Raw genomic sequence first — 3,023 nt, 5'->3', positions numbered from 1 at the left:
CCCCCCTCCCGCAAGGGGAGGGGGGACTCGAGTTTGCGATAGTTGGAGAGGCCGCTGTCGGAGCCGTGCGGGCTCGGAGGCACGGGCATGACCCGGCGCTTCGACCTGTCCCGCCTTCTCCGCCCCCGCTCGATCGCGGTGGTCGGCGGGAAGCCTGCCGCCGAGGTGATCCGGCAGAGCCGGCGCATGGGCTTCGCCGGCGAGATCTGGCCGGTGCATCCGCAGCACGAGACGGTGGAGGGCCTGCCAGCCTTCCGCAGCGTCGCCGAGCTGCCGGGTGCGCCCGACGCCGTCTTCCTCGGCATCAACCGCCACTCCGCCGTCGAGGTCACCGCCGCCCTGGCCGAGCGCGGCGCCGGCGGGGCGGTGTGCTACGCCTCCGGCTTTGCCGAGACCGGCGGGGAGGGGGCGGATCTACAGGCCCGGCTGATCGTGGCCGCCGGCGCCATGCCGGTGCTGGGCCCGAACTGCTACGGCGTCATCAACTATCTCGACGGCGCGCTCCTCTGGCCCGACCAGCATGGCGGCCAGCGGGTGCAGCGCGGCGTGGCGCTGGTCACCCAGTCCAGCAACATCGCCATCAACCTGACCATGCAGCGCCGTGGCCTGCCGATCGCCTATGTCGCGACGCTGGGCAACCAGGCGGTGGCCGGGCTGGCCGAGATGGTCGAGGCCTTCCTCGACGACCCGCGCGTCACCGCCATCGGCCTGCACATCGAGGGGCTGGCCGAGCCCGCCGCCTTGGCGCGGGCGGCGGCGCGGGCGCGGCGGCAGGGCGTGCCGATCCTGGCGGTGAAGACCGGCCGGTCGGCAGAGGGCGCGCGGCTGACGCTCAGCCACACCGCCTCCCTGGCCGGGGAGGATGCGGTGACCGATGCCTTCCTGCGCCGCATCGGCGTTGTCCGCGTCGCCTCGCTGACCGTGCTGCTGGAGGCGCTGAAGCTGCTGCATGTCGTGGGGCCGCTGCCCGGCCGCGACATCGCCTCGATGAGCTGTTCGGGCGGGGAGGCGGCGCTGATCGCCGATGCCGCGCCCGGCACCGGGCTGCGCTTCCGGCCGCTGGATGGGGCGCAGACGGCGCGGGTGGCGGCGACGGTGTCGGCGCTGGTGACGGTGTCGAACCCCTTCGACTACCACACCTTCATCTGGGCCAACGCCCCGGCCATGACCGAGACGTTTGCGGCGATGATGGCGGCGGATTTCGACCTGACGCTCCTGGTGCTCGACCTGCCGCGCGGCGACCGCTGCAGCGACGTCGCCTGGGTGCCGTCGCTGGAGGCGCTGGTGGCGGCGTCGCAGCGCACCGGCCGCAAGGCCGCGCTGGTCGCCTCGATGCCCGAAGGGCTGCCGGAGGATCAGGCGCATCGCCTGGTGGCGGCCGGCGTCGCGCCGCTGCTCGGCATCGACGACGCCCTGGCCGCGATCGTTGCGGCGGCGGAGGCGGGCGACATCCTGCGCGAGGCCGATGCGCCCCTGCCGGCCGAGCCGGTGCCGCTGGCGCCCGGCCCGGTCCGCACCCTGTCGGAGTGGGAGGGCAAGCGCCGTCTCGCCGCCCATGGCGTGACGGTGCCGGAGGGGCGGCTGGCGTGGTCGGCCGAGGAAGCGGTGGCCGCCGCCGGGGCGATCGGCTTCCCGGTCGTGCTCAAGGCCGCCGGCGCCGACCTGGCGCACAAGACCGAGCTCGGTGCCGTCCGGCTGAACCTGGCCGATGCCGCCGCCGTGCGTGATGCCGCCGTTGCCCTGAAAGGTTTGGGCGACGCGCTGCTGGTCGAGCGCATGGTCGCCGGCGCGGTGGCGGAGCTGATCGTCGGCATCGGCCGCGACAAGCTGCTCGGGCTGCATCTCGTGCTCGGCTCCGGCGGCACGCTGGTCGAGCTGGTGGGCGACCGGCGGATCCTGCTGCTGCCGGCCGGGCGGGCGGAGGTGGCGGCGGCGATCCGCTCGCTGAAGGTGGCCAGGCTGCTCGACGGCCATCGCGGCCGGCCGCCGGGCGATCTCCACGCCGCGGTCGACGCCATGCTGGCGGTCCAGGATTTCGCCCTGGCCCAGGCCCGCCAGTTGGCCGAGCTCGACGTCAATCCGTTGATCATCACGTCCAGCGGCGCCGTGGCCGCGGATGTCCTGCTGCGGCTGGTGGAGGCCCCCGATGATCGATGATCCCCTGCGCGTGACCCGCGACGGCGCCGTGCTCGAGGTGGTGCTGGACCGGCCGAAGGCGAATGCGATCGACGCCGCCACCAGCCGCCGCATGGGCGAGGTCTTCGCCGCCTTCCGCGACGACCCGGCCCTGCGCGTCGCCATCGTCACCGGCGGCGGCGACCGCTTCTTCTCCGCCGGCTGGGACCTCAAGACGGTGGCGGCCGAAGGCATCCGGCCGGACGAGGATTACGGCATCGGCGGCTTCGCCGGGCTGCAGGAACTGCCGGGCCTGAACAAGCCGGTGATCGCGGCGGTCAACGGCATGGCGGTCGGCGGCGGCTTCGAGCTGGCGCTGTCCTGCGACCTGATCCTGGCGGCGGAGCATGTCCGGTTTGCGCTGCCCGAAATCAACGCCGGCACCCTGGCCGACGCGGCGACGATCAAGCTGCCGCGCCGCATCCCGTACCATGTGGCGATGGACCTGCTCTACACCGGCCGCTGGATGGAGGCGGCGGAGGCCGCGCGCTGGGGCTTGGTGAACCAGGTGGTGCCGGCGGCGGAGCTGATGGACCGCGCCCGCGCTGTGGCCCGTCACCTGGCCGACGGCCCGCCTCTGGTCTTCGCCGCGATCAAGGAGGTGGCGCGGGAGAGCGAGGCGATGCCGGTGCAGGCGGCGCTGGCCCGGGTGATGCGCCGCGGCTTCCCGACCGTGGCGACGCTCTATGACAGCGACGACCAGCTGGAAGGCGCCCGCGCCTTCGCCGAGAAGCGCAAGCCGGTGTGGAAGGGACGGTAGGAGCCACCCCCTCACCCTCCCGTCGCCAACGCGACGGGCCCCTCCCTCTCCCCGGGGAGAGGGAAACCACACCTCTCCTTGGGGAGAG

Annotated in this window: 2 protein-coding genes; both read left to right on the top strand. The window is 73.9% G+C overall.

The genetic code is table 11. The features are described from left to right. Nucleotides 1–87 precede the first annotated feature (87 nt). Complete coding sequence (locus tag P409_RS30520; protein WP_034847313.1) at nt 88–2,157, top strand: acetate--CoA ligase family protein; 2,070 nt, start codon at nt 88–90, stop codon at nt 2,155–2,157. Then, nucleotides 2,147–2,935 (top strand): carnitinyl-CoA dehydratase, encoded by a 789-nt coding sequence (locus tag P409_RS30515; RefSeq protein WP_034847310.1) that lies wholly within the window; start codon nt 2,147–2,149, stop codon nt 2,933–2,935. Before P409_RS30520 ends, P409_RS30515 begins: the two co-directional genes overlap by 11 nt. Nucleotides 2,936–3,023: the final 88 nt, after the last annotated feature.

The organism is Inquilinus limosus MP06, from assembly GCF_000767795.1.
Classification (GTDB): domain Bacteria; phylum Pseudomonadota; class Alphaproteobacteria; order DSM-16000; family Inquilinaceae; genus Inquilinus; species Inquilinus limosus_E.
This window is presented reverse-complemented; position numbering and strand designations above follow the sequence as displayed.